This window comes from Pseudarthrobacter leeuwenhoeki, from assembly GCF_055412885.1.
Map to the genome: position 1 here is coordinate 1 of NZ_JBVAYY010000035.1, position 5556 is coordinate 5556.

The following is a 5556-nucleotide window of genomic DNA, read 5'->3' on the forward strand; positions in this document are numbered from 1 at the left end:
CCGCCCCGTCCAGAACACGCGACGGATAATTCAACCGCCCCACCGCATTCTTCGACTTCGACACCACCCACACCCCACCATCATTCAACTCCACCTCAGTGGTCTTAAACCCCGGATAGATGATGGCAGCCGTGACCAGCACCGCGGCAGCGGAGATGGAGGCGGTCAGGGTGATGACCCTGTTGCGCCGTTTGTTTGACCCCGGACGATCAGAGCCCGGCTTCCTGGACCCCAGCGTGGCGAAAAGACGTGTCACAGCTTCAGAATTCCTTCACAGTGGCGTGGTGATTCCCGTGGCGGACCCGGGAGACGGCCCTCAGTTCCCGCGACAGCCTACCGAACTGTCCGGGGGTGCGCGATGGGCAGGACTGCCCACCGGACGGTCCCCGGCAGGCCCCCGGCGCGGCTATGGCGTTGCTCCCACCGGGAAGGTGCAGACCGGAACGCCGCTTTGCCCGGGCGATCCAATCGAGGTGTGGGTGGAATTGATCCAGCGGGTCGCGTTCGGCGAACCGCGCATGATGTAGTACCACTGGCCGTCGCCGCTGTAGTACGTGCCGTGCGGCTTCCAGCACATGACGTCGAACGAGTCGAACCGCGACATCCAGGGTCTGGTGTAGCCCGACTGTCCATCGCAGGTGAAGTTCCCCGGCTGGCTGTCGTCGTAGGACGTGGCACCGGGCAGGTCCGTGCAGCTGCGGTCCATTCCGGTGTTGAGCCGTGTTGCCCAACTGCTCTTCTGGGCCCCGGACTGGGCGGTGGCCGTGGCGACCGGACCGCCCGTGCCCACGGAGTTGACGGTCTGGACCTGGATCCGGTGGGGTTCGCTGAAGCCGCCGGTGTTGACAGTCCGGCTTCCCGAGGCCGGGACCCGTTCCCAGGCTCCGTCGTCGATCTTGATCCGGGTGTAGGCGACGTCGTTGGTCGTCGTCGAGGGCGAGCTCCAGCTGAAGCTGAGGTTCTTTTGGTTTTCGGTGCCATTCTGGCCTGATGCGGAGGGGGTTCCGGGCGCGCCGTACGGTGTCGTGCCGGCCCCGGTGCTGGCGTCCGAGCTCGGCGCCACGGTGGAGTTCGCGACCACCGTGATGGTCGTCGCGGCCCCGTTCGTGAACCCGCCGACGGTCTGCCCGGGCCTGATGGGACCGGACTGGCCGGTGGTGGCCCGGTACGTGTAGCTGACCTCATTGGGCGCCGAGCCGTTGCGCTCTGCGTCGGTGAGTTCCCGGAAGTTGATCGTCACGGCCCTGCCTGCACCGCCGGTGTTGGCCTCGGTGGCGCTCACTCCGGAAACCGCAGAGAGCTTGCCGGTGGCGCGGCGCGGTGCGGACGGGGCGCTGACGGCGCCCTTGCCGGCCTTGTTCTCGGCCTGGACGGTGAACGTGTAGGACGCCTCGGAGTTGTTCGCCGTGAACGTCGCGGTCCGGACCGTCCCGGCCACCATTTGGGCCTGGGTGGTCCCGCCGCCGCCGCTCATGGTGACGTAGTAGTTCTTGATCGCGTCGCCGTTGGTGTTCGGTTCGGCCCAGTTCGCTTTGAGCTGGTTCGAGGTCCCCACGGAGGAGGCAGCCGTCGTCGTTGGTGCCGCCGGGGCCGCGGGAACACCGGCAGGGTTGTCCTCGGCGGAGTAGACGCCCCACTCGGACGGGCCAAGTTCGTTGACGGCCTGGGCGCGCACCTTGTACCGGACGCCGTTGGTCAGTCCCGGCCAGGTGTAGTTCAGGCCCGCGACGCCGTTCTTCACGGCAATCCCGGTGGCCGGCGGCGGGGAGATCTCCAGGTTGTAGCCCTTGACGGCCGAACCCTCGGTCCTGGCCGGGACCCAGTTGATCACCATGTTCTTGTCGCCGGCTTTGACGCTCGGGGCCTCGGGCGGGAACGGCTTCTCGTCCGGCCTGATTTCGTTGGACGCCACCGAAGGCGCCGACTCCCCCACCTCGTTGGTGGCGGTGACGGTGAAGACGTACTTGACGTCGTTTGTCAGGCCGCTGAGCGTGCACGTAGTGGTGGGACAGTCCTGGCTGAAGCCGCTGGAACTCACGGTGTACTTGCTGATGACCGCGCCGTTGTCCGAGGGCGGGGCCCATTTGAGCACGGCGGTGCGGCTGCGGACCTCCGTCGCGGACGGTGCCGAAGGGGCATCCGGCTTGTCCCGGACCGTGATCCGGACCCGGCCGTCGGTCTGCCGGGAGACGTCGTCGGTCTTGTCCATCACGGTGTACCTCAGCACCATCACGCCCTTGAAGCCGGCGGCCGGGGTGACGGTGATCGAGTCCCCGGCAATGGCAGGCTGGCCGGCGGCGGAGCCGGTTTCCACCGTCGCGGCGGCAATCCTCAGCGGCGTATCGCTGAAGGGGTTGAAGTCGTTGGCGAGCACGTTGATGGTCTCGGCCCTGCCGGCGTTCGCCTTATCGATCACGTCCTCGTTCGCGACCGCCAGCGGGCGGTTGGAAGCGACGACGGTGACCGTGACGCTGGCCTTGACCGGCTCCGAGCGGCCGTCGGTGACCTTGAGCGGGATGCTGCCCTTCCACCCGGCGGCCTTTGCCGAATCCGCCGTGACCTTCAGGGTCCCGCCGTCCACAGAGGCCGTGAAGCCCTCGGGCAGGGTGCCGTCGAGCTCGAACGTGAGCTTCTCCTGGTCGCCGGAGTCCACATCCTTGGCGAGGTTGCCGAGCTCCAGGCTGACGGACTCGGACTTCGGCACCTCAAGATCGGTCCCGCTGAAGCTGGGCTGGTGGTTGGCGTTCGGGTCCGGGATGACCCTGGTGATGATGCTCAGGGTCGATGTGAGGCCCTGCGGATCGTCCGGCCCGGTACCGTCGGTGACCTCGAAGGTCACGGCGCCGGGGCCGACGTAGTCCTTGAGCGCGGCGTAGCGCAGCGCGGAGCCGTTACCGGCCACAACGTCCTCCGTTGCGGCTCCCTGCACCCGGACTTTTTCCACCTGCGTGATGCGCGGGGTGCGTCCTTCCCGGACCCGGACGTACTCGTTCAGGTCGAGGGTGGTTTCCTGGCCGGCCATCACCTCGACGACGTCGGTGCGCGCCAGGGTGGGGTGTTGCTCGCCCTGCCCGGGAACCCAGATGACCGCCGTCGCGCTCTGGCCGTCCACGTCGGTGACGGTGTACGGGACCAGCTGGTCCTTCGGGACCAGGTCCACGACGACGTTGCCGTCGCCTCCGACGCGAGCGTTCGGGTTGCCGTCCGGCAGGGAGATCTTGAGTTCGGCGGCGACGCCGTCGGGGTCCGAGTCGTTCTTGAGGACCGGGACGTCGACGGCGGACTTGCCCAGTGTCTCCGCGGCGGTGACCACGTCGTCCTTGGCGACCGGGAGCTTGAGGGCCGCGTCCGGGCTGATCCGGACGCGGATGACGGCGCTGCCCTGGGCTTTCTTGTCGTCCTGGATTTTGTAGCTGACGCTCTCGTTGCCGGCGGTGCCGGGGGCCGTGAGGAGCACCTTGCCGCCGTCGGCTGCTTCCACCTGCAGTTCGGGGCGGGCCTCGAAGGCGTTGGAGACCAGGCTGATCGGGTCCCCGTCCGGGTCCGAGTCGTTGGTGAGGGCGTCGACGGCGATTTTGCGGCCGGGGCGGACGTCGACGGCATCGTCCATGGCAATGGGTTTCTGGTTGTTCGCTTCCGGCGGGGCGATGCCAACAATCACGGTTCCGGTGTTTTCGGCGCCGATCCGGTCCCGCACGCGGTAGCTGAAGGTGTCCGTGCCGGCGGCGTCCCCGGCGGCCGTGAATGCGAGGTAGCCGTCTTCGACCACGGCCGTGCCCATCGCGGGGGCCTTGTCGATGCCGGTCAGCTGGACGGAGTCGCCGTCCGAATCAATGCCGTCCAGCGGCACGGGGATGCGGACCACCATGCCGGCAACCACCCGGGCAGTCAGGTTTTTCGGTTCCGGCCGGGTGTTCCGTTCGTCGTCGCGGGCCCGGATCCGGATGGTGAGCTGCTGGGAGTCAGACTGTCCGGAGTTGTTGGTGACCTTGTAGATCGCGTACACGGTTTTGGGCGCGTCGCCGGCAATGAAGCGCAGGGTTTTGCCGGAGTGGAAGATGCGGCCGTCGGCGGCGCCGGGCTGCTGCGCGAGCACCGGCTCAAGGCGCAGTTCGCCGCCGTTGGGGTCGGTGTCGTTCTCGAGGACCGGAACGGTGACGACGTCACCGGCCCGGACGGTGGCTTCGTCCGGTTTGGCCTGCGGGGCCTGGAGCTTCGCGGGGGCCGGGACCACGAGGACGGCGATCTCGCCGCTGGCTGAGGACTTGCCGTTGGAGATGGTGTATTTGACGTTGAGCTGGCCCTGCGCGCGGATGTCGGTGATGCGGACCACCGAGTGGTCCAGGACGGAGACGCTCACGGGCTGCCCGTCAGCGGCCGTGACGGACTGGACCACCAGCACGCCGCCGGAGGGATCGGAGTCGTTGCCCAGGACATCCACCAGGACGCTGCCGCCGCTGGGGAGCAGGGCGGTGTCCCGCACGGCCACCGGGGCGCCGTCACCGTTGCCGGGCACGACGTCGACCCGGACCAGCTGCTGGGCGCTGGCCGGGCCGTTGGTCACGAGGTAGGTGACGTAGTGGGCGCCCTGGGCGGTGGAGTTGAACGTGAAGGTCTGCTGGTCCGCGCCCATCGTGGCAGTGGAGTTCCCGTCCGGGGTGACCTGGGCCAGCCGGAGCGCTCCGCCCTGGGGATCCGAGTCGTTTTTAAGCGGGGCGATGACCGTGTCCACCCCGGCGACGGCGACGAGGTGGTCCGCGTTGGCGATCGGCGGGAGGGCGCCGGGCGCCCGGACGTCGACGGTGATTTTGCCTTCGGTGCTGGACTGGCCGTCGGAGACCGTGACGGTGACGATCTTGCGGCCGGGCTCGGCGCCGGCATCCTGGAAGCTGAGCAGGCCGTCGGGGCGGGCCTTGACCTGGTCGCGGGGGTCGCTGCTGGTGGCGCTGACCACGTAGAGGTCATCGCCGTCGGGGTCGATCCAGTCCGGGAGGATGTTCTGGGTGACAAGCTTGCCGGACTGCACCACGAGGGAGGTGTTCCGGTTGGGTTTCTGCCGCGGCGCGGAGTTCTCCCCCGCGGGGATGACGGCGAGCGTGACGTCGGCGGAGGCGGAAAGGCCGCGGCCGTCGTCCGCTGAATATTTGAACGTCTCCGAGCCGGTCTTCTCCGCCGGCACGCTGACCTGGAAGCCGGTGGAGCCGTAGATCGGTGCCAGGAGTCCGGATATGATCGGATCGGGCGCCCGGACGGTGAGGATGTCGCCGTCGGGGTCGGTGTCGTTGTCGAGCACGGGGAGGATGGTGGTCTTGCCGGCGCGCACGCCGAAGCTGTCCGGCTTGGCCACGGGAGCGCCGTTGGGTTTGCTGCGGTCCGGGAGGACGGTCTGCTGGACCTCGTCGGCGGAGTCTTTGTCCGCGTCGTCGGAGGTCTGCTGCGGCGGGATGACGTCGTCCCAGTTGTTGACGAGCTGCATGTTCTGGTTGACCAGCCAGACATTGCCCGAATTCACATCATTGAGGACCACCAAATCCCGGTTCACCCGGAACACATAAC

At 68.1% G+C, this 5556-nt stretch carries 2 protein-coding genes; both read right to left on the reverse strand.

Annotated features, from left to right (window positions below; all coding sequences use genetic code 11):
* Positions 1-235: hypothetical protein (locus tag ACZYX4_RS17495; protein ID WP_463878345.1), on the reverse strand; the 235-nt coding region annotated here is incomplete at its 3' end.
* A 171-nt stretch (positions 236-406) separates the two neighbouring features.
* Positions 407-5556: Ig-like domain-containing protein (locus ACZYX4_RS17500; RefSeq protein WP_463878342.1), on the reverse strand; the 5150-nt coding region annotated here is incomplete at its 5' end.